The sequence below is a fragment of the Achromobacter sp. GbtcB20 genome (assembly GCF_019091095.1).
Taxonomy (GTDB): Bacteria; Pseudomonadota; Gammaproteobacteria; order Burkholderiales; family Burkholderiaceae_B; genus Achromobacter; species Achromobacter mucicolens.
Genome location: NZ_JAGXJZ010000006.1, coordinates 56,675 through 78,365, shown reverse-complemented (window position 1 = coordinate 78,365; position 21,691 = coordinate 56,675). Strand labels below are relative to the sequence as shown.

The 21,691-nt window shown below is 67.9% G+C and carries 16 protein-coding genes; 11 read left to right on the top strand and 5 right to left on the bottom strand.

Annotation, left to right across the window (positions count from 1 at the left end):
- Positions 1–5: 5 nt before the first annotated feature.
- Together KVT32_RS10795 and KVT32_RS10790 are read right to left on the bottom strand one after the other, a co-directional pair.
- Positions 6–866 carry an N-acyl homoserine lactonase family protein gene (locus tag KVT32_RS10795; RefSeq protein ID WP_152382659.1) on the bottom strand — a complete coding sequence of 287 codons (861 nt, stop codon included), beginning with the start codon at positions 864–866 and terminating at the stop codon, positions 6–8.
- Between the two features lie 387 nt (positions 867–1,253).
- The gene (locus tag KVT32_RS10790; RefSeq protein ID WP_217618171.1) at positions 1,254–4,793 is read right to left on the bottom strand and encodes an indolepyruvate ferredoxin oxidoreductase family protein; all 3,540 of its coding nucleotides are present in this window, start codon (positions 4,791–4,793) and stop codon (positions 1,254–1,256) included.
- A gap of 112 nt (positions 4,794–4,905) precedes the next feature.
- Here KVT32_RS10790 and KVT32_RS10785 point away from each other — a divergent pair, with 112 nt between their 5' ends.
- Positions 4,906–5,811 (top strand): LysR family transcriptional regulator, encoded by a 906-nt coding sequence (locus KVT32_RS10785; RefSeq protein WP_180097714.1) that lies wholly within the window; start codon positions 4,906–4,908, stop codon positions 5,809–5,811.
- 29 nt (positions 5,812–5,840) lie between these two features.
- On the opposite strand, the gene KVT32_RS10780 is transcribed toward KVT32_RS10785, so the two are convergent.
- Positions 5,841–6,749: a LysR family transcriptional regulator gene (locus KVT32_RS10780; RefSeq protein ID WP_217618170.1), complete on the bottom strand. Its 909-nt coding sequence runs from the start codon at positions 6,747–6,749 to the stop codon at positions 5,841–5,843.
- 122 nt (positions 6,750–6,871) lie between these two features.
- Between KVT32_RS10780 and KVT32_RS10775 the strand changes: the two genes are divergently transcribed.
- The 7 genes from KVT32_RS10775 to KVT32_RS10745 all read left to right on the top strand — a co-directional run bounded on the left by KVT32_RS10775 (position 6,872) and on the right by KVT32_RS10745 (position 16,156).
- Positions 6,872–7,474, top strand: coding sequence for an amino acid synthesis family protein (locus KVT32_RS10775; protein ID WP_056325045.1), 603 nt, complete (start codon positions 6,872–6,874; stop codon positions 7,472–7,474).
- Positions 7,471–8,295: an alpha/beta fold hydrolase gene (locus tag KVT32_RS10770; protein WP_152382663.1), complete on the top strand. Its 825-nt coding sequence runs from the start codon at positions 7,471–7,473 to the stop codon at positions 8,293–8,295. Before KVT32_RS10775 ends, KVT32_RS10770 begins: the two co-directional genes overlap by 4 nt.
- Before the next feature lie 103 nt (positions 8,296–8,398).
- Positions 8,399–9,370: a tripartite tricarboxylate transporter substrate binding protein gene (locus tag KVT32_RS10765; protein WP_217618169.1), complete on the top strand. Its 972-nt coding sequence runs from the start codon at positions 8,399–8,401 to the stop codon at positions 9,368–9,370.
- Between the two features lie 185 nt (positions 9,371–9,555).
- Complete coding sequence (locus KVT32_RS10760) at positions 9,556–10,290, top strand: GntR family transcriptional regulator (protein WP_152382665.1); 735 nt, start codon at positions 9,556–9,558, stop codon at positions 10,288–10,290.
- The gene (gene acnD / locus KVT32_RS10755; protein WP_175234703.1) at positions 10,290–12,905 is read left to right on the top strand and encodes a Fe/S-dependent 2-methylisocitrate dehydratase AcnD; all 2,616 of its coding nucleotides are present in this window, start codon (positions 10,290–10,292) and stop codon (positions 12,903–12,905) included. Before KVT32_RS10760 ends, acnD begins: the two co-directional genes overlap by 1 nt.
- A 69-nt stretch (positions 12,906–12,974) precedes the next feature.
- Complete coding sequence (prpF, locus tag KVT32_RS10750) at positions 12,975–14,156, top strand: 2-methylaconitate cis-trans isomerase PrpF (protein WP_217618168.1); 1,182 nt, start codon at positions 12,975–12,977, stop codon at positions 14,154–14,156.
- A gap of 155 nt (positions 14,157–14,311) precedes the next feature.
- Entirely contained in the window at positions 14,312–16,156 is a 1,845-nt protein-coding gene (locus tag KVT32_RS10745; protein WP_217618167.1) for a methyl-accepting chemotaxis protein, read from the top strand.
- A gap of 34 nt (positions 16,157–16,190) precedes the next feature.
- Here the strand turns inward: KVT32_RS10745 and KVT32_RS10740 are convergent, their stop codons facing one another.
- Positions 16,191–16,664 carry a PaaI family thioesterase gene (locus KVT32_RS10740; RefSeq protein ID WP_152382668.1) on the bottom strand — a complete coding sequence of 158 codons (474 nt, stop codon included), beginning with the start codon at positions 16,662–16,664 and terminating at the stop codon, positions 16,191–16,193.
- Positions 16,665–16,668: 4 nt separating this feature from the next.
- Positions 16,669–17,466 carry an IclR family transcriptional regulator gene (locus tag KVT32_RS10735; RefSeq protein ID WP_081259812.1) on the bottom strand — a complete coding sequence of 266 codons (798 nt, stop codon included), beginning with the start codon at positions 17,464–17,466 and terminating at the stop codon, positions 16,669–16,671.
- Between the two features lie 168 nt (positions 17,467–17,634).
- Between KVT32_RS10735 and KVT32_RS10730 the strand changes: the two genes are divergently transcribed.
- Genes KVT32_RS10730 through KVT32_RS10720 form a run of 3 tightly spaced genes read left to right on the top strand, consistent with a single transcriptional unit; the run spans position 17,635 to position 21,672 of the window.
- Positions 17,635–19,212, top strand: a complete 1,578-nt coding sequence (locus KVT32_RS10730) for an acyl-CoA synthetase (protein WP_217618166.1) — start codon at positions 17,635–17,637, stop codon at positions 19,210–19,212.
- 40 nt (positions 19,213–19,252) lie between these two features.
- Complete coding sequence (locus tag KVT32_RS10725) at positions 19,253–20,398, top strand: MaoC family dehydratase N-terminal domain-containing protein (RefSeq protein ID WP_056325026.1); 1,146 nt, start codon at positions 19,253–19,255, stop codon at positions 20,396–20,398.
- Positions 20,399–20,427: 29 nt separating this feature from the next.
- Entirely contained in the window at positions 20,428–21,672 is a 1,245-nt protein-coding gene (locus KVT32_RS10720) for a CaiB/BaiF CoA-transferase family protein (RefSeq protein ID WP_217618165.1), read from the top strand.
- Positions 21,673–21,691: the final 19 nt, after the last annotated feature.

Sequence of the window (21,691 nt, the reverse complement as noted above, 5' to 3'; positions counted from 1 at the left end):
GGCCTTCAGTCGAAGACTTTGGTCTTGGCGTTCTGCGCGTGCTGCGCCGCGTCGTGGCTGTACCAGAGCTGGCCCTGGCGCGCGTCGCGGATCTGCTTGAGCCGGTCGATGGCCTGCATGGACGCGGCCGTGTTCCAGGTGATGCCGGGAATGACGCCGGCCTCGTTTTCACCCGTGTAGATGGCGTCCGCGGCCAGCAGCACCGTGCCGGTCTTGGGCAGCTTGACCTGCAGCGACTGGTGGCCCTGCGTGTGGCCCTTGGTGTCCAGCAATACGATGGTGCCGTCGCCGAACAGGTCGAAGTCGCCATCCACCTGGATGAAGTCGTAGTCGCGCGTGGTGTCGAAGTCTTTCATGACGTAGGCGGCGCGCTGGAATTTTTCTGGCCACCAGGCGGCGCGCAGCTCGGCCTTCTGCACGACGTGCTTGGCCTTGGGGAACATCTTGATGTTGCCGGCGTGGTCCAAGTGGAAGTGCGAGTACACAACATACTTCACGTCGCTGACGTCAAAGCCGGCGGCCTTGAGCTGGCGGTCGATGACCTCGTCGCGGCCCTGGATGGAATTGAAGGCGCCGCACAGCCCCTGTCCCCAGTAATTGGCGCAGTTGCCATCGGCCGTGGCCTGGTTCATGCCGGTGTCGAACAGCACCAGCCCGCGCGGGTGCTGGATCACATAGGCCGGCACCGGAATCTTGATCTTGGTGCCCACGTCCACCATGGCGGTCATGAAGCCCTTGTCCAGCTCGATCTTGCCCACCGACAGCTGCATCAGCTTCACGTCCACCGGCGGCGCGTCGGCGGCGTGTGCCCATCCGCCCGCCATGACCGCCACCGCCCCAACCATTGCCTTCCAGCTCTTGCGCATTGTTGTCTCCTCGGACCAACAGGGGAAGCCGCAGCCCGGACGGCGCGGCCGATCAGCAAGCTCCCGGTGTGTCCCGGGTTCACATCGTCGACAGGTGTTTTCCGTGCGAAGGCGCCTTGCGGCGGGGCCACGCGCAGCGCGTGGCCGGAAACGGCATCTGGCGGCCGTTTTCTCTGTTGCGCACTCTGACGCAGCCCGGATTGGCTGCCAATTAAGGATTTGTGAAGCTGGGCTTCGCGGCGGGCGAAGTGGGGGGAACCCTATATGCCGGACCGACCGGTGTCATATTGCCGTTCCGGCGCGCACAGGCGCCATGCACCACCCCCCTCGACCCGGCACCACGCCGGGCCGCGCCCAGGCCGCGCTCCGGTCGCGCTCAGGCCGCGCTCAGGCCGCCAGCCGGTCCGCGCCGCCGCCGCGATACCGCTCCCACAGCCCGGCCTGCCGGACGCGAGCCTGCTCGACGCTCTTTTCCTTCACATGCCCATACCCCCGGATCGCATCCGGCACGTTGGCCAGTTCCAGCGCCACATCGCGATTGCCGGCGTCCAGCGTGCGGGCAAATTCGTCCGCCAGCGCCAGATAGTCAGCCGCGAGCTGGCGTTCCATGCGGCGCTCGGCCGTTCTGCCGAACACGTCCAGCCACGTGCCGCGCACGCGCTTCAAGGGCGCAAGCAGCCGGAATGCCGATTCCATCCAGGCGCCGTACGCGCGCTTCTGCAGCCGCCCGCGCGCATCGCGACGCGCCAGGATGGGCGGTGCAAGGTAGTAACGCAGCGTGTAGTCGCGGCCCGGCTCGCCCTCGAACTGCGCGCGCAGCCGGTCCTTGAAAGCCGGATCGGCATGCAGCCGCGCCACCTCGTATTCGTCCTTGTACGTCATCAGCTTGGCAAGATTGCGCGCCACCGCGCGCGTCACGTCCTGCCGCTTGTCGCCCAGCGCGGCTTCACGCACGCGCACCGACTCCACCGCGGTCAGGAAGCGACGCGCATAGGCCTCGTCCTGATAATCACGCACGTGTGCCGCCAGACGCTTGACCAGCGCGTCCAGCGATTCCGGCATGGCCACCACCCGCTCGGCCGCCGCGGGGCGCAGCGCATCCACGCCGCGATGCGCGGCCTGGCGGCCCAATTCGAAGGCAGCCAGATTCTTGTCCACCGACACGCCGTTGATCTGGATCGCGCGGCGCAGGCTGTCCAGCGACAGCGGCAGTCCACCCCTTTGCCACGCGTATCCCAACAGCAGCGGATTGGCGTAGATGCTGTCGCCCAGCAGGGCCTCGGCCAGCGGGCCGGCCTCCAGGAAGTCGCAATTGCCGCCCGTGCTCTGCGTCAGCGCGGCCTGCGCCTGCGCCCCCGGAAAACGCCACGAGGGCTGCGACAGAAACGCGGCCGTCGGCGCGGCGCTGCTGTTGACCACCGCACGGCCATGATCGGGCCGCAGGCGCGACAGCACCTCGGGCGACGCCGACACCAGGGCATCGCAGCCGATCACGAGGTCGGCCTCGCCCAGCGCGACGCGCGTGGCGTGCAGGTCCTCGGGCCGGTTGGCCAGCTGCACGTGGCTGAGCACCGCCCCGCCCTTTTGCGCCAGCCCGGCCATGTCCAGCACGGTCACGCCCTTGCCTTCGATGTGCGCGGCCGCGCCGATCAGCGCGCCGACCGTCACCACGCCCGTGCCGCCAACGCCGGCCACGACCACGCGATACGCCGCGCCCGGTGCAATGTCAGCCTGGCCGGGCAGCGGGACCTCAGCCAGCGACGGCGCGCCGCCCTGCTTGCCGGGCTTGCGCGGCGTGGCGCCTTCGGCCGTCACGAAGCTGGGACAAAATCCCTCCACGCACGAAAAATCCTTGTTGCACGACGACTGGTTGATGCGCCGCTTCGTGCCCAGCGGCGTATCCAGCGGTTCCACCGACAGGCAGTTCGACTGCACCGAGCAATCGCCGCAGCCTTCGCAGACCGCTTCGTTGATGAAGGCGCGCCGGGGCGGATCGGGATACTCGCCGCGCTTTCTGCGGCGGCGCTTCTCGGTCGCGCAGGTCTGGTCGTAGATCAGCACCGTGGCGCCGTCAATGTCGCGCAGCGCGCGCTGCACGTCGTCCAGCGCCTTGCGGTGGTGGACCTCCACCCCTGCCGGCAAGGTCTGCGCCCCCGTGTACTTGTCGGGTTCGTCCGTCACGACCACCGTCTTGACGACGCCTTCGGCCAGCATCTGCGCCGCGATCTGCGGCACGGTCAGGACGCCGTCCACCGGCTGCCCGCCCGTCATGGCGACGGCGTCGTTGTAGAGGATCTTGTAGGTGATGCGCGCGCGCGCCGCGATGGCCGCGCGAATGGCGAGCAGGCCCGAATGAAAATACGTGCCGTCGCCCAAATTGGCAAAGATATGGCGCTCGGACGTGAAGTCCTTCTGGCCCAGCCACGCCACGCCCTCGCCGCCCATTTGGCTGAAGGTGTCGGTATTGCGGTCCATCCACATCGCCATGTAATGGCAGCCGATGCCCGCCACCGCACGCGATCCTTCCGGCACGCGCGTGGAGGTGTTGTGCGGACAGCCCGAACAGAACCAGGGCTTGCGTTCTTCGACCAGCGTGGGGCGGCTGGCCTCGCGCTCTTTCGCGTCGATGACGGCCAGGCGCGCCGCAATGCGCGCGCGCAACGCGTCGGACAGGCTGGCTTTTTCGAGGCGGGCGGCAATGGCGCGGGCGATCAGCGCGGGCGACAGCTCATACCGCGCCGGCAGCAGCCAGCCGCCGCGCGGCGTGGACCATTCGCCGCCGCCGTTCTCGCGCTCGTCGAACTTGCCGAAGACGCGGGGCCGCACGTCGTCGCGCCAGTTGTACAGCTCTTCCTTGAGCGCGTATTCCAGGATCTGGCGCTTTTCCTCGACGACCAGGATCTCCTTCAGACCCGTGGCGAATTCGCGCGCGTCCTGCGCGTCCAGCGGCCAGATGCAGCCCACCTTCAGCACGCGGATGCCCGCCTGTGCACAGGCCGCATCGTCCAGCCCCAGGTCGTTTAGCGCCTGGCGCACGTCCAGATACGCCTTGCCGGCCGTCATGATGCCGAAGTGCGCGTTGGGCGAGTCCAGCACCACGCGGTTCAGCTTGTTGGCGCGCACATAGGCCAGCGCCGCGTACCATTTGTGGTCCAGCAGCCGCGCCTCCTGCGCCAGCGGCGAGTCCGGCCAGCGGATGTTCAGCCCGCCTGGCGGCAGGCTGTCCTCGGGCAGCACGATCCGCACGCGTGACGGGTCAACGTCCACCGAGGCGCTGGACTCCACCACGTCCGTCACGCATTTCATCGCCACCCACAGGCCCGTGTGGCGGCTCATCGCCCAGCCATGCAGGCCGTAATCCAGATACTCCTGCACGTTGGACGGGTACAGCACCGGGATGCCGCTGGCGATCAGCACGTGTTCGGACTGGTGCGCCACCGACGAGGACTTGGCGGCGTGGTCGTCGCCCGCCAGCATCAGCACCCCGCCATGCGCGGACGTGCCGGCCGAGTTGGCGTGCTTGAGCACGTCCACCGACCGGTCCACCCCCGGCCCCTTGCCGTACCACATGCCAAAGACGCCATCGCGCTGCGCGCCGGGAAACAGATTGAGCTGCTGCGATCCCCAGACGGCGGTCGCGGCCAGATCCTCGTTCAGGCCGGGCTGGAACACGACATCGTTGTCTTTCAAATGACGCTTGGCCTTCCAGAGCGCCTGGTCCAGGCCGCCCAGCGGCGATCCCCGGTAGCCCGACACATAGCCGGCGGTGTTCAGGCCGGCCGCCTGGTCGCGCTGCTTTTGCATCAGGGGCAAGCGCACCAGCGCCTGCGTGCCGCTCAGGTAGACGCGGCCGGTGGGCTGCGCGTATTTGTCGTCCAGCGACAGGCCATGGGTATCGGCCACGCCAGGGGGTAGAGGGGCGTTCATCGGGTTGTCTCCTGCAATCTGCGGTGCGGGCATTTACATGTTTTCCGCAGTGTAGGAACGCGAGGAGCCATCGTATATTCATATATTCGACTAGCTGGTATGTGAAAAACACATGGCTAATGACGTCACGCTCCGCCAACTCCGGTACTTCGCCGCCGCCGCCCGCACGGGGCGGTTTTCCATGGCGGCGGCCGACGAACACGTCTCGCAGTCGGCGGTCACCAACGCCGTGCTGGCGCTGGAAGCGCAACTGGGCGTGCGCCTCTTCGACCGCCACGCGCACGGCGTGACGTTGACGCCCGAGGGCCACAACTTCCACCAGCGCGCCCGCGACGTGCTCGACTCCCTGGACGACGCGCTGCGCGAACCCGGGTTTCAGCGGTATGCGCTGCGCGGCTCGGTGCGGATCGCGGCGTCCTACACGGTGCTGGGGTACTTTCTGCCTGACCTGCTGGCGCGGTTCCGGCGGCGCTATCCGGACGTCGTGCTGGACCTGGTGGACCTGGACCGCCCGGAGATCGAACAGGCCGTGGCAAGCGGCGACGTGGAGCTGGGCGTGGCGTTGCTGTCCAACGTGGACAAGCGCGACCGCTTCGGCCACCACGTGCTGGTGCGCTCAAGGCGCCAGCTCTGGACCGCGGCCGGGCATCCGCTGACGCAGGCGGCCGCGCCCGCGCTTGCCGACATCGCGCGCTATCCCTACATCCTGCTTGAAATGGACGAGGGCGAGCGATCCACGCTGGGTTATTGGCGCGGCCACGGCCTGCAGCCCGACATCGCCTTTCGCACGCGGTCGATGGAGGCGCTGCGCGGCCTGGTCGCGCATGGCTTTGGCGTCACGATGCTGTCGGACATGGTTTACCGGCCCTGGTCGCTGGAGGGACGCAAAATCGAAGCCGTGCCCATCACCGACGCCGTGCCGCCCATGGAGGCCGGCCTGCTGTGGCATCCGCGCGCGGCCATGGCCAAGCCGGCCGAGGCCTTCCGGCAGTTCATGATTTATGCGTGCGGCGGATGACGCCAGCCGGCGCCGCAGGCTGACCGGCCCTACACCAGCACCGCACCCTTGCGCCGCGTGAACTGCGCCAGCGACCGCAGTGCCAGCGCGTGCATGGCGGCGACCGACGGCAGCAGCATCTCGTCCTTGCGCGTCAGCACGCCGACAATGCGTTCGACCACGGGTTCGGCCAGCGGCACAAACGCCAGCCCGCTGCCGGCCGCGGGCCGCGCCAGCACCGGCAGCACCGTCACGCCCAGGCCGCCCACCACGCTGGCCAATAGCGAAGCCCGGTTGGATACCACGATCGCCGGGTCGTCGATGCCGCTGCCTAATTGACGGTTCTTCAACGTTTCAAAGGTGGCGTTGCCGATCAGCCGCTCATCGGCCAGCGCCGCCCAGGACACCGGGCCGCGCCGCCGCGCAAGCGGGTGGCTTTTCTTGCAGACCAGCCCGAAGGCGTCCCGCGCCACGGGTGTGAATGCCACCTCGTCCGTGCGCGGGGCCTGCCCGGCCACGCCCACCTGCACCTCGCCTGCCAGCACCAGCCGGTGCACTTCGGGCGAGGTTTCGTCCAACGCGCGGATCCGCACGTCAGGATGGGTACGCGCAAAGCGCGCGAGCAGCCGCGGCAGCCACTCGTCGGCCAGCGACGGCATGACGGCCATCGCCACCGGCCCCTGGCTGCCCGTGCCGAACTGCCGCGCTGCGTCCAGCACCCGGTCATGCGTGGCCAGCAGCTCGCGAAACAGCGGCGCCACCGCGTTGCCCAATGCCGTCAGCTGGGCGCGCTTGCCGGGTTCAAAGAGCGGCGCGCCCAGTTGTTGCTCCAGGTCCTGCATGGCGGCCGACACCGCCGCCTGCGACCGGAACGTGCCCTGCGCGGCGACGCGAAAACTGCCGTGATCGGCGGCCAGCAGGAACTGGCGCAGGTGCTGGATCTTCAGGGACGTAGGCATGGGGAAAGCCGCCTTGAATTCGGATTTTCTGAAATTAGCTCACGTTAATTTGGATTGTCAAAATCGCACGCAGCGTCGAACAATGGGTTCGTCATTCATCCCCACGATTTCGGAGCAAGTGCATGTCACTGCAAGTGCGCAAGGTAGTCAGTTACGTCGAGAAAACCCTCATTGAAGGCGGCCGAGCGGCCGAGCGCCCGCTGGTGATGATCGTGGCCGCCGCCGTGATCCGCAATCCGTGGGCCGGCCTGCCGTTTCAGGAAGATCTGCGGCCCGGCATCCTAGAAGCGGCGCCGCCGCTGGGCGAACTGCTGGTCGGCGAGATCCTGCGCCAGGCCGGTTCGGCGGACAACATCGAGGCCTACGGCAAGGCCGCCGTGGTCGGCACTGCGGGCGAAGTCGAACATGCGTCCGCGCTGATCCACACGCTGCGTTTCGGCAACTTCTACCGCAACGCGGTGGGCGGCACCAGCTATCTCAGCTTCACCAACATGCGCGGCGGACCGGGCTGCGTGATCTCCGTGCCGCTGATGCACAAGCTGGACGAAGGCCTGCGCTCGCACTACCTGACGGTGCAGACCACCATCAACGACGCGCCCGCGCCCGACGAGATCGTGATCGCGCTGGGCGCGGCCACCTCGGGCCGTCCGCATCACCGCATCGGCAACCGCTATTCAGACATGAAGGAACTGGAGCAGGAAGCACAGGAGGCGCGCGCAAAATGACCATGCAACGGCGGCGAACTGGCTGCGGCGAACCGCTGGTCCTCTTGCACGGCGTCGGCCTGGACCACACGCTGTGGGACGACCTGGCTCCCTTGCTTGAGCCGGACTTCGACGTGCTGCGATATGACCTGCTGGGCCACGGCGCCGCGCCCGCGCTGCGCGGCCCGGCGGACATCCAGGACTTCATCGCGCAACTGGACGCCGAACTGGACCACGCGGGCTGGCAACACGCGACCGTACTGGGCTATTCCATGGGCGGCCTGATCGCGGGCGCCTACGCGGCGGCGCACCCCGAACGCGTCAGCCGGCTGGTGCTGCTGAACACGGTGTTCCGGCGCACGGACGAAGAAGCCGCCGCCGTGCGCGCCCGGCTGGATGCCGCGGCCACGCAAGACCCCGAAGCTGCCGCCAAGGTGTCGCTGACGCGCTGGTTCACGCCGGCCTTTCAAGCCGCGCGGCCCGCGCGCGTGGCGCAGATCGAACAGCGCCTGCTCGACAATGACCGCGAGAGCTTTCTGTCCGCGTATGCGCTGTTCGCATTGGGTGACCCGCTGCTGGCGCAGGCGGCGCCGGACATCGCCTGCCCCGTGCTGGTCATGACCGGCGAGCATGACGTCGGCTCCAACCCGCGCATGACGCGAGACCTGGCGCGCGCCCTGCCCCGGGCCTGCGCCCGCGTCGCCCCCGGCCAGCGTCATATGCTGCCGGTGGAGGAACCCGGCACGGTGGCCGCCGCGCTTCGCAGCTTCGCGTCGGCGCATCCGGTGGTGGCCAATCCCGCGCAGACGTCCTCGACGCAGGCGCATGCCGCAAAGGCCTAGCCGACGCCATCGCCACACTGATTTCCCCCGAACCCTGACATCGTCCGCCGACAGAGACGATGCGCGACAACCCCGCCACGACGCGGGGACGGAGACAAGACACATGGACCGCAGAACCCTCATCAAGACCCTGGCGGCACTGTCGCTGGCCCCGTTGGGCGTCGCCGCCCCGCGACTGGCCGCCGCGCGCGAAGCGCCCCTGCGCGTGATCGTGCCGTTCCCGCCGGGCGGCGGCACCGACGTGCTGGGCCGCGTCATCGCCGCCTCGCTGGAAGGCGCGCTGGATCGCCCCGTGGTCGTGGAAAACAAACCCGGCGCCAGCGGCATGCTGGGCGCGGACTACACGGCCAACGGCGCGAAAGACGGCAGCATGCTGCTGTTTGCCGGCCTGGTGCCGTCGGTGCGCTACTACGCCCGCCCGCCCGAAGACGTGCTCAAGCAGCTGGCGCCCGTCTGCCCGATTGCGCGCTCGCCCTACATGGTGGCGGTCAATAGCGACCTGCCCGCCAAGACGCTGGCCGAACTGGTCGCGCAGGCGCGGCGCGAGCCCAAGGCGCTGACCTTTGGCACGCCCGGCAACGCCACGCCCCAGCACCTGGCCACCGAACTGCTGCAAGCCGCCTGCGGCATCGAGATGCTGCATGTGCCGTACCGCGGCACGGGCCCGATGATGACTGACCTGCTGGGCGGCCAGATCCAGGTGGTGGTGGCCACGGTGGCCGCGGTCGAACCGTATCTGAAGACCGGCCGCCTGCGCGTGCTGGCCGTGACCAGCCCGCAGCGCCTGCCGAAGTATCCGGATATTCCCACCGTTGCCGAAAGCGGCTTTGCGGGGTTTTCGGCGCAGATCCAGTTCGGCACGTACTGCGCGGCGGGCACGCCCGAAGCCACCATCGCGGCGCTGAACCAGGGCATCAACCGCGCCCTGAAAACCGAATCCGTCCACACCAAGCTGGCCGAACAGGGGTTTGAGCCCACCGGCGGCACCCCGGCGCAACTGCAGGATGCGCTACTGGCGGAAATCCGGGACGTGGCCGGATTGGTGAAGGCGGGCAAGGTGCGGGTCGACCTCTAAGGTGATGGCCCGCCTGCGCAGGCGGCCCTGAACCGGCCGGGCCCGCGCCCTGCCCGGCGCCCGCCTCCGCGACCGGGGCCCGCTTGCACCCGCGCCCTTGCCGGGAGTAAATTGTTGACATTTCAGCGCGCCAATCGCGCTTTATTCCGAAAATACCCCCTTTAACGGAACGAATTGTCAACACCATGAGCAAAGTGCTCACCTTGCCGGGCGCGCAGGCGGCCGATGGCGCCCCCGCTGGCGAACCCATCGGCGAAACCCTGTCGGACCACATCTTCCGCAAGATCCAGTCCGCCATCGTCAAGGGCGAGATCGCCCCGGGCAGCAAGATCTCCGAGCCCGAGCTGGCGCGCATCCACGGCGTCAGCCGCGGCCCGCTGCGCGAGGCCCTGCACCGGCTGGAGGGCCAGAAGCTGCTGGTGCGCGTGCCGCACGCCGGCGCGCGCGTCGTGTCCCTGTCGATCCAGGAACTGATCGAACTCTACGAAATCCGTGAATCGCTGGAAGGCACCGCCTGCCGCCTGGCCGCCGAACGCATGCCGCCGTCGGAAATCGACGAGCTGCGCGGCGTGCTGGAAGCCCACGAACGCGACGAAGCCTTCCAGGCCGGCCTGGGCTATTACCAGCAGGAAGGGGATTACGATTTCCACTACCGCATCGTCAAGGGCAGCGGCAACCAGATGCTGTTTCGCATGCTGTGCGACGAGCTTTATCAATTGGCGCGCATGTACCGCATCCAGTATTCGACGACGCCCAATCGTCCGCGGCAGGCCTACGCCGAGCATCACCGCATTCTGGACGCCATCGCCGACGGCGACGGCGAGCTGGCCGAACTCCTGATGCGCCGGCACATCCGCGCATCCCGCATCAACATCGAACAACAGATCGCGCAAAGCACCCAACAGCGCACGGAGGCATGATGAACAAGTCGTACCGCAAGAACCTGCCCGGCACCCGCCTGGACTACTTCGACGCCCGCGCGGCCGTGGAGGCCATTGCCCCCGGCGCCTATGACGGCCTGCCCTACACGTCCCGCGTCCTGGCCGAAAACCTGGTGCGCCGCTGCGACCCCGCGCTGCTGACCGACGCGCTCAAGCAGCTGATCGAACGCCGCCGCGATCTGGACTTTCCGTGGTTTCCGGCGCGCGTGGTCTGTCATGACATCCTGGGCCAGACCGCGCTGGTGGACCTGGCGGGCCTGCGCGACGCCATTGCCGACAAGGGCGGCGACCCGGCCAAGGTCAATCCCGTGGTGCCGGTGCAGCTGATCGTGGACCACTCGCTGGCCGTCGAATACGACGGCAACGACCCGGACGCCTTTGCCAAGAACCGCGCGGTCGAAGACCGCCGCAACGAAGACCGCTTCCATTTCATCGACTGGACCAAGCAGGCCTTCGAAAACATCGAAGTCGTGCCGCCGGGCAACGGCATCATGCACCAGATCAACCTGGAGCGGATGTCGCCCGTCATCTACACGCAGGACGGCGTGGCCTTCCCCGACACGCTGGTCGGCACCGACAGCCACACGCCGCACGTGGACGCACTGGGCGTCATCGCCATCGGCGTGGGCGGCCTGGAAGCCGAAAACGTCATGCTGGGCCGCGCGTCGTGGATGCGCCTGCCCGACATCGTCGGCGTCGAACTGTCCGGCCGCGCGCAGCCCGGCATCACCGCCACCGACATCGTGCTGACGCTGACCGAATTCCTGCGCAAGGAAAAGGTGGTGGGCGCGTATCTGGAGTTCTACGGCGAAGGCGCCTCCAGCCTGACGCTGGGCGACCGCGCCACCATCTCGAACATGGCGCCCGAGTACGGCGCCACCGCGGCGATGTTTTCCATCGACCAGCAGACCATCGACTACCTGCGCCTGACCGGCCGCGAGGACGAGCAGATTGCGCTGGTGGAAAACTACGCCAAGACCGCCGGCCTGTGGTCCGACAGCCTGAAGACCGCGCAGTACGAGCGCGTGCTGCGCTTTGACCTGTCTACCGTCGTGCGCACGCTGGCCGGCCCGTCCAACCCGCACCGCCGCCTGCCGGTGTCCGACCTGGCCGAGCGCGGCATCGCCGGCGTGGTCGAGAACCAGCCTGGCCTGATGCCCGACGGCGCCGTCATCATCGCCGCCATCACCAGCTGCACCAACACCAGCAACCCGCGCAACGTGATCGCCGCGGGCCTCTTGGCGCGCAACGCCAACCGCGCGGGTCTCGCGCGCAAGCCCTGGGTCAAGAGCTCGCTGGCGCCCGGCTCCAAGGCCGTCCAGCTTTATCTGGAAGAAGCCGGCCTCACGCACGAACTGGAACGACTGGGCTTTGGCGTCGTGGCGTTTGCCTGTACCACGTGCAACGGCATGTCCGGCGCGCTGGACCCGAAGATCCAGCAGGAAATCATCGACCGCGACCTCTATGCCACCGCCGTGCTGTCCGGCAACCGCAACTTCGATGGCCGCATCCACCCGTACGCCAAGCAGGCCTTCCTGGCCTCGCCGCCGCTGGTCGTGGCCTATGCGATTGCCGGCACCATCCGTTTCGACATCGAACGCGACGTGCTGGGCGTGGCCGCCGATGGCCGCGAGATCCGGCTGAAGGACATCTGGCCCAGCGACGAGGAGATCGACGCGATGGTCAAGTCGGCGGTCAAGCCCGAGCAGTTCCGCAAGGTCTACGCCCCCATGTTCGGCATCAAGGACGACCGCCAGACCGCCGTCAGCCCGCTGTACGACTGGCGTCCGCAAAGCACGTACATCCGCCGTCCGCCTTACTGGGAAGGCGCGCTGGCCGGCGAACGCACGCTGCGCGGCATGCTGCCGCTGGCTGTGCTGGGCGACAACATCACCACCGACCACCTGTCGCCGTCCAACGCCATCCTGATGGACAGCGCCGCGGGCGAATACCTGCACAAGATGGGTCTGCCCGAAGAGGACTTCAACTCGTACGCCACGCACCGCGGCGACCACCTGACCGCGCAGCGCGCCACCTTCGCCAACCCGAAGCTCTTCAACGAAATGGTGAAGAACGCCGACGGCACCGTGAAGCAAGGCTCGCTGGCGCGCGTCGAGCCGGAAGGCCAGGTCATGCGCATGTGGGAAGCCATCGAGACCTACATGGACCGCAAGCAGCCGCTCATCATCGTGGCCGGCGCCGACTACGGCCAGGGCTCGTCGCGCGACTGGGCCGCCAAGGGCGTGCGCCTGGCCGGCGTCGAAGCCATCGTGGCCGAAGGCTTCGAGCGCATCCACCGCACCAACCTCATCGGCATGGGCGTGCTGCCGCTGGAATTCAAGCCGGGCGTGAACCGCAAGACGCTGGCGCTGGACGGCACCGAAAGCTACGACGTCATCGGCGAGCGCAAGCCGCGCGCCGACCTGACGCTGGTCATCCACCGCCGCAACGGCAGCACCGAACAGGTGCCCGTGACCTGCCGCCTGGATACCGCCGAAGAAGTGTCCATCTACGAAGCCGGCGGCGTGCTGCAGCGCTTTGCCCAGGATTTCCTGGAAGCCGCTTCCGCGTCGGACGCCGGCAAGCTGGCCTGACCCGCACTGTAAAGACCGGCGGGCGGTTGCAGCGCCCGCCGCCCTACTCCGATACTTCAGGATCGTTTCATGTCACATGCTCCCCAAACCAAGATCGCCGCCACCTACATGCGCGGCGGCACCAGCAAAGGCGTGTTCTTCAAGCTGGACGACCTGCCCGAATCGGCCCGCGTGCCGGGCGCGGCGCGCGATGCGCTGCTGTTGCGCGTGATCGGCAGCCCCGACCCCTACGGCAAGCAGATCGACGGCATGGGCGCGGCCACCTCCAGCACCAGCAAGACCGTCATCGTCGCCAAAAGCGCGCGCCCGGACCATGACGTGGACTACCTGTTCGGCCAGGTCTCCATCGACCAGCCCTTCGTGGACTGGAGCGGCAACTGCGGCAACCTGTCCGCCGCGGTCGGGCCCTTTGCCATCACCAACGGCCTGGTCGACGCCGCCCGCATCCCGCAGGACGGGATTGCCATCGTGCGCATCTGGCAGGCCAACATCCAGAAGACCATCGTCGCGCACGTGCCCATCACCGGCGGCGCGGTGCAGGAAACCGGCGATTTCGAACTGGACGGTGTGACCTTTCCGGCCGCCGAAGTGCGCCTGGAATTCATGGACCCGGCCGAGGAAGGCGACGGCGGCTCCATGTTCCCCACCGGCAACCTGGTGGACAACCTGGAAGTCCCGGGCGTGGGCACGTTCAAGGCCACGATGATCAACTCCGGCATTCCCACGATCTTCCTGGAGGCCGACGCGCTGGGCTACAGCGGCACGGAACTGCAGGACGCCATCAACGGCGATGCCGCCGCGCTGGCGCGCTTCGAGACCATCCGCGCGCACGGCGCCGTGCGCATGGGACTCATCAAGGACATCGCCGAGGCGGCCAGCCGCCAGCACACGCCCAAGGTGGCCTTTGTTGCCTCCCCGAAGGAATACGTGTCCTCCAGCGGCAAGAAGATCGGCACGGGCGACATCGACGTGCTGGTGCGCGCCCTGTCGATGGGCAAGCTGCACCACGCCATGATGGGCACGGCGTCCGTGGCCATCGCCACCGCAGCGGCGGTGCCTGGCACGCTGGTGAACCTGGCGGCGGGCGGCGGCGAGCGCGACAACGTCTGCTTCGGCCACCCGTCGGGCACGCTGCGTGTCGGCGCGCAGGCGCAGCTGGTGGATGGCGAATGGAAAGTGACCAAGGCCATCATGAGCCGCAGCGCGCGGGTGCTGATGGAAGGCCGGGTGCACGTGCCGCGCGAGGGCTGAAAGCCGGCTGAAACCGCCGCGACGATATTGCTCGGGTTCTGGCGCGGCCCCCTAAAGTCGCCGCCTGCATCTGCCGTTAGCGGGTTGCGGCCGGGGGTTTCCTGGCCGACTTGCAACCCGCCGGCCTTCCCCGCCGGCGTATCCAGTACACGAGCATGAAGATAACGTCGCTGCGCAACCGCATTTTGCTTATTACCTGCTTTACGGTGGTGGGAGCCCTCACGCTCTCCGGCCTCATCACCTACCAGATCGTGCGCGACAACATGATGTCCACCATCGCCGCCACGTTGGACGCCGTGGCCTCGGGCAACGCCAGCGCCATCGAGCGCTGGTCGGCTGACAAGGCGCAGGCGGTCGACGCCACCGCGAAAGTGGTCGAAAAGGGCGATCCCCGCGGCCTGACCCAGCTGATGGGCCAGACCAATGGCTTTCCCATCACCACCATCGGCTGGTCGGACAAGACCTTCTTTTCCACCACCAAGACCGCGGCGGATTACGATCCGACCGCCCGGCCCTGGTACAAGAGCGCCGTCGCCGCCGGCAAGCTGACGGTCACCAAGCCTTATGGCGATTCCTCCACCGGCGTGCTGTACGTCGCATTCACCGCGCCGATGATCCGCAACGGCCAGACGGCGGGCGTGCTGAGCGGCGCGGTGCCGCTCGATGGCGTGAAGGACATCATCAAGGCCATCCACCCCACGCCGTCCAGCAGCGCTTTCGTGGTGGCGACCGACGGCCAGGTGATTTCGCACCTGAACGACAAGCTGGCGCTCAAGCCGTCGACCGACATTTCCCCGGCGTTGACGGCCGATGTCGTGGCATCCCTGGCCCGCGACGGCGCCGCCCCCGCCGACATCATGCTGGACGGCGCGCAAAAGCTGCTGAAGGCGCGCCGCGTTCCCGGCACCGACTGGTATCTGGTCGTGGCGCTGGACAAGGCCGAAGCCACGGTCGGCCTGACGCAGGTGCTGCACGCAACCCTGATCTCGCTGGTCGTCCTGACGCTGATCGCCGTGACCATCGCCAGCGTGATCACGTCGCGGGCGTTCAAGCGCCTGTCCGCGGTGCGCGACGCCATGGACACCATCGGCTCGGGCGACGGCGACATGACGCACCGCCTGGCCGTGGTCGGCCACGACGAAGTCGCGCAGATCTCGGCCTCGTTCAACGCGTTCGTGGAAAAGATCACCCATGTCATGCGCGAAGTGCGCAGCGGTGTGCATTCGATGAGCGCCGCCACGCGCGAGATCGACATGGGCAACCGTGATCTGTCGCAGCGCACCGAAACGTCGGCCGCCTCGCTTGAGGAAACCTCTTCGGCCCTGACCGAGCTGGCCTCCAGCGTGCGCCAGACCGAGGAAACCGCCGAGCACGCGACGCGCCTGGCCGACGAAGCCAGCGCTGTCGCCGCCCGCGGCGGCCAGGTGGTCAACGACGCGGTCAGCACGATGGACGAGATCTCGAAGTCGTCGCAGCGCATTACCGAGATCATCCGCGTGATCGACGGCATCGCGTTCCAGACCAACATCCTGGCGCTGAACGCGGCGGTCGAAGCCGCCCGCGCGGGCGAGCAAGGCCGCGGCTTTGCGGTGGTGGCCGGTGAAGTGCGCACGCTGGCGCAGCGCAGCGCCGCGTCTGCGCAGGAGATCAAGACGCTGATCGAGGCGTCCGTCCAGAACGTCAAGAGCGGCACGCAACGCGTGCAGGCCGCGGGTTCGACCATGACCGAGATCGTTGACGGCATCAACCGTGTGCAGCGGATGGTGAGCGAGATCCACGGCGCAATGGCCGAACAGAGCACGGGGCTGGGTCAGATCGACCGCTCGGTCGCCGACATGGACCAGGCCACGCAGCAAAATGCCGCGCTGGTCGAACAGTCCACGGCGGCGTCCGGCATGCTGAGCGACCAGGCGCGCGTGCTGGCCGATGCGGTGGCGCGGTTCAAGCTGCGCGAGGAAGAAGCGGCGGGTTCTGCCAGGCTGATCGCGCTGCCCGCCTGATCGCGGACGTGCCTGGCGGGATCCGGGGCGGGGTTTACTTCGCCGCGGCCCCCGCCGCGGGAGCGCCCGCCGCGGGATCGCCCGCCGCTGCCCCCACCTGCTTGAGCACGGCAACGGCCGTCGCAACGACCTGCCCGTCCGTGCTCAGCTCTCCTTGCATGAACACCAGCGAGGACGTCGCCCGCGCCACGCGGCCGCGCACTTCCAGAAACTGGCCTTCGCGCGCCGCCGCCAGAAAATGCGTGTCCAGCTGCACGGTCACGCAGGCGCGCCGGCCCAGCGCTTCCCACGCGATCGCGCTGATGCCGTGATCCAGCAACGCCGTCAGCAATCCGCCATGCACCACGCCAGCCGGATTCAGATGATCGGCGGTGGCCAGGAGGCCGTACGCCCAGCCCTCGTCCTCCTTGCGCACCCACAACGGCCCGATCAGGCCCGCAAAGCCCGCAAGCCCTCTTTTGCGCCACCCTTGCGGCACGGGCAGTTCGACATCCGGTTGCGTGGTCATGCGCTCAGCTCCTGGCGGCCATCAGTTGCGACAACGCGCGCGACTCGTCCTGCAGCGCGCGCGCCAGCGATTCGACGCGCGCCGCGTCAAGCTGTTCGGCCAATCCCGCGGCCACCAGCGCATGCGTCAGGCGCTGATGGCTGTCGAAGACGGGCACCGCGATCACGACGACGCCGTTGATGTAGTTGTTGCGGTCCACGCTGTAGCCTTGGCGGCGCACCGCGTCCACGTCGGCTTTCCAGGCCGAAAACTCGGGCGCCTGATCCCAGCGCAAGGCCTTGAAGCGCCGCTCCAGTTCCTTTTCCGACAAATCCGCAAAGGCCGCGACGAGCCGGCCGGTTGCGCTGATCAACGCGGGAAAGCGGCTGCCCACGTCCACGTGCAGCCGGAACGGCGCATTGGACCGCGACAACGCCAGCACGACCATGTGATCGCTGCCCGACACCTCGACGCCGATCGCGGTGACGCTGGCCGCGTTGGCGATCCGGTCCAGCACGGGTTGGGCCAGCGCGGGAAACGGATTGCTCTCGATCACGCTGCGCGCCAGCGTCAGCATGCCCACGCCCAGGCTGTAGCGCTTGGCGCCGGGATCGACCTTGACCAAGCCTTCTTCCACCAGGACGCGAAGAATGTGCAGGCAGGTGCTGGTCACCATGCCCAATTCCTGCGAGATGGCCTTGAGCGTCATGGGCTCGCCGCCCCGCCCGAGCAGGCGCAGGATCGCGATCGATCGCGTCACGGCCGGCACGGGCCGCACGCGCGGGCCGGCGGCGGCGGGGTCCGGGGTACTGGTTTCACTCATCGGTTTCTCCGTTTTTATTGCGGCAAGCATACCGTGCGGCGACCACGTCGCGGGTCCGCCCCAACGCATTTTAATTGTACATATACAATTCATAAACGCCATTGACAATTTATTTGGCGGCGCGCATAGTGAGTTCCACAGGTTGCCGACCCACACAGGTACGACGAAATGACCAAGCTGACCGAGACCCTTTCCTATGCGGACGCCCAGGCGCTTTGCGCCCCCGACAAGCTCTGGGAGCTTTTCGACGGCAACCGTGAACACATGAACATTGCGCACGAATGCATCGACCGGCACGTGGATAAGACCGAGCCGGCGATCATCCTGGTGCGTGCGGCGGGCGGGGACGAAACCTACTCGTTCCGCCAGATCGCCGAGCAATCCTCGCGCTTTGCGCACTACCTGGCCGAACAGGGCATCCGCCCCGGCGACCGCGTGGCCGTCATGCTGGAACCGTCGCTGCCGTTCTACGTGGCCATGTTCGGCGCCATGAAGATGGGCGCGATCGCCGTGCCGCTGTTCACGCTGTTCGGGCCCGACGGCATCCGGCTGCGCGTGCAGGACTGCCAGCCGCGCATGCTGGTGACCAACGCGGAAAAAGCGCCGCTGGCCGCGGGCGGCGAGGACATGCGCGTCGTGATTGCCGACGAGGCGTTCCTCGGCACGCTGGCCGCCTACCCTTCGCACTACGAATGCCGCACGCGCGCCGACGATCTGGCCATCTTCCAGTACACGTCCGGCACGACCCGCGAGCTGCCCGACGCCGTCAAGCACACGCACCGCGCCCTGGTCACGCTGATGCTGGCCGCGCTGTACGGCACCGGCATCCGCCCCGGCGACCGCTACATGTGCCCGTCCTCGCCCGCCTGGGGCCACGGGCTGTGGCACGGCACGCTGGCGCCGCTGGCCTTGGGCGTCACCATCGGCGCGTATGCCGGCAAGTTCAACGCCGAGCGCCTGCTGCAGGCCTTGCAGGAACACCGCTTCAACAACATATCGGCTGCCGCCACCCATTACCGGATGATGCGCAACAGCGGCGCGGCCGGGCGCTACCGCTATCACCTGGACAAGGTGTCCTTCACCGGCGAACCCATCGACAGCGAGACCGCCGCCTTCGTGGAAGCGACTTTCGGCCGGCCGGTCTGCAGCATGTACGGCACGACGGAGATCGGGGTGTGCCTGGTCAATTACCCCGGCGCGCCGGATTTCACCGTCAAGGCCGGCTCGCTGGGCAAGCCCGTGCCGGGATTGCGCGTCGAGGTCCAGGACGCCAACGGCCAGCCCTGCGCGCCCGGCGAAACCGGCGAACTCAAGCTCTGGCGCCGCGACGCATGGGTCGCCACCAAGGACCTGGGCCGCGTGGACGAAGACGGCTACTTCTGGCACGGCGGCCGCGCCGACGACGTCATCATCTCGGCCGGCTGGACCATGAGCGCCGTCGAGATCGAAGACGCCATCCTCAAGCACCGCGACGTGGCCGAGGCCGCCGCCATCGGCGTGCCCGACCCGCTGCGCGGCCAGGTCGTCAAGGCCTTCGTGGTGTCGGCGCGCCAGGGCGACGACACCTTCGTGGAAGAAATCCAGGACGCCGTGCGCAGCCGCCTCGCGCAGCACGAGTATCCGCGCCAGGTGGTGTTCGTGGCCGAACTGCCCAAGACGCCCGCCGGAAAGATCCATCGCAGGAAATTGCGGGAGCAAGAGCTTGCGACCGCCCACACCACGCCCGCCGGGGCCGCCCACGCCTAGGGCAGTCCGGCACAGGCCATCTTCAAAACCAGGAGACATCATGCTGACCCAGACCAAGACCGAACGCAGCTTTCCCAAGATCACCGAACGCGGGCTGGACGAGCTGCGCGAACGCATCGGCGTGAAGATCGGCGCCACCGCCGAACCGTGGTGCTACGAGGCCACGCGCGACAACATCCGCCACTACGCCCACGGCATCGGCGATGACAACCCCCTGTGGACGGACCCGGAATACGCGGCCAAGACCCAGCACGGCGGCATCATCGCGCTGCCCAGCTTCCTTTTTGCCACCAGCCGCATCGTGTCGGGCTACGTGGGCGGGCTGCCGGGCGTGCACGCTATGTGGTCGGGCGCGGACTGGACCTGGCACAAGACCGTCAAGCGCAACGACACCATCTCCACCGAAGCGCACCTGAAGAACCTGATCGAACACCAGACGCGCTTTGCCGGCCGCGCCGTGCAGCAGATCTATCACGTGGACTTCTTCAACCAGGACGGCGACAAGGTCGCCGAGGCCGACAGCTGGTGCTTTCGCACCGAACGCGACCACGCGCGCGAACAGGGCAGCAAGTACGCGGAAGTCCGCGCACGCGAGCCGCGCCGCTACAGCCCCGAGGAAATCAAGGAAGCCTACAAGCTCTACGCCCAGGAAGAAGTCCGCGGCGCCACGCCGCGCTACTGGGAAGACGTGAAGGAAGGCGAGGAACTGCCCGTGATGTTCAAGGGCCCGATGACGGTGACCGGCTTCATCGCCTTCGCGCAGGGCTGGGGCGGCCTGTACATCCGCGCCAACAAGCTGGCGTGGCAGCTCATAGACGCGCATCCGGGCGTGGGGATCACCAACCGCTTCGGCATTCCCGACGTGCCCGAGCGCGTCCACTGGGAAGAAGACTTTGCGCTGGAAGTCGGCGCGCCCGGCGCCTACGACTACGGTCCCGAGCGCAACTCGTGGCTGACCCATCACCTCACCAACTGGATGGGCGACGCGGGGTTCCTGCGCAAGTCCACGTGCAAGATCCGCCGCCACAATCCCGAGGGCGACATGCTGTTCTTCAAGGGCAAGGTCGTGCGCAAGTATGTGGAAGACGGCCGGCACCTGGTGGAAATCGAACAGGAAGCGCGCAACCAGGACGACGAGCTGTCCGTACTGGGCTCCGGTGTGGTCGAATTGCCTACCCGCGCCTGACCGGCGGCAACCCCCAGACGAGGTGGGCGATGTCTGATTCATCGGAACAAGCTGCACCCAACCCTGCGCCGCGCGCGCGGGGCGCGCTGGACGGCCTGCGCGTCATCGACCTGTCGCGCGTCCTGGCCGGTCCGCTGTGCTCGCAAATGCTGGCGGACCAGGGCGCAGACGTCATCAAGATCGAGCCGCCCGGCGGCGACGAGACCCGCAGCCTGGGGCCGCCGGTCAACGAAGCGGGCGACGCGGCCTACTTCACCGCCGTCAATCGCGGCAAACGGGCCATCGGGCTGGACCTGTCCCGGCCCGCCGGCCGCGACGTGCTTTTTGCGCTGCTGGCCGATGCCGATGTCCTGATCGAAAACTTCATCCCCGGCACGATGGCCAAATGGGGGCTGGACTTTGAGGCGGACCTCAAACCCCGCTTTCCCCAGCTGATCTACTGCGCCATCACGGGCTTTGGCGACGACGGCCCGCTGGGCGGCCTGCCCGGCTACGACGCGGTGCTGCAGGCCATGTGCGGCCTGATGAGCATCAACGGCGAACCGGCCAGCGGCCCGACCCGCATCGGCGTACCCATCGTCGACCACCTGACCAGCTACACCGCGCAGTCCGGCATCCTGCTGGCGCTCTACCACCGGGCGCGCACCGGCCTGGGCCAGCGGGTCGAGGTCACGCTGTTCGACACCGCGCTCAGCCTGCTGGTGCCGCACGCCGCCAACTGGATGCACACGCAGCAAACGCCCGGCCTCTTGGGCAGCGCGCATCCCAACATCGCGCCGTATGACCGCTATGCCTGCCGCGATGGCGAGATCTTCCTGGGCGTGGTGAACGACCGCCAATTCCGCCGCTTCTGCGACTACGCCGGCCTGACGGCATTGCCCGACGACCCGCGCTTTGCCACCAACCGGTCGCGGCTGGCGCACCGCGATGCATTGCGCGACGCCATCGAGCACGCGCTGGCGACGCGTTCACGGGACGAACTGTGCGCCGAGCTGATGCAGCTGGGCGTACCGGCGGGCCCGGTCAACAGCGTGCCCGAAGCCTTTGCGCAGGCGCACACCGCGCATCGCGGCATGCGCGTGGATCGCGATGGCTATCACGGTATCGGTCCGGCAGTCCGGCTGTCGCAGGCGCCCGCGCGCGTCAAGCGCCCGCCGCCCGCCTATGCGCAACACACCGTCGAGGTCCTGCGGGAGGCCGGCTTCGACGACTCACAAATCGCGGCGTTGCAGGAACAGGGCATCCTGCCGCGATGGCCGCCTCCCAAGCCCTAGCCGCACCCGCATGCAGCAC